1 pseudogene is annotated in these 551 nt (G+C 40.7%); it reads left to right on the top strand.

From position 1 onward, the window contains the following. Positions 1–298 precede the first annotated feature (298 nt). Positions 299–551 (top strand): annotated as a pseudogene (locus AB4653_RS28835) (alkaline phosphatase); the annotation flags it as partial.

The following is a 551-nucleotide window of genomic DNA, read 5'->3' as shown; positions in this document are numbered from 1 at the left end:
AGTAATCTTAGTGCCGCACAAGCGAAAAAAATCGAGTTATCTGAGCAAGCTCAGAATGCTCGTATCACGTTCAACCAGGTGGTTGCAGACTTACCGCTTGCTTGACATTAGCCATGACACAGTCCATTGATTTGGACCCTCCTAAATACGACAAAGGCTCACAGAAATGTGAGCCTTTTTTTATGCTTTTCAAAAAATTGGAGTTATTGCTCAATTTCACATTGATGAAATAAATATGAAACGACTTTGACACAAATCGATGTTCTAATCATCCCGCTTATATAAAAAGGGATAACCAATGAAGCACATTATAAAACCAATCATTGCCGCAGTGGCAACCTCAACACTTTCATTCAACGTACTTTCAGCAGAAATCAAAAACGTCATTCTGATGATTGGCGATGGAATGGGACCTCAACAAGTTGGCCTGTTAGAAACCTACGCAAACCAAGCACCAAACTCGATCTATAAAGGGAACAAAACCGCCCTTTATCAACTTGCTCAAGAAGGGGTTATTGGTTCATCCCTGACTCACCCAGAAGATGCAATTG

This window comes from Vibrio sp. 10N.222.48.A3 (assembly GCF_041475345.1).
GTDB lineage: Bacteria > Pseudomonadota > Gammaproteobacteria > Enterobacterales > Vibrionaceae > Vibrio > Vibrio tasmaniensis_A.
Note: the sequence above shows the minus strand (reverse complement) of the source record. Positions and strands in the feature narration are given on the sequence as shown.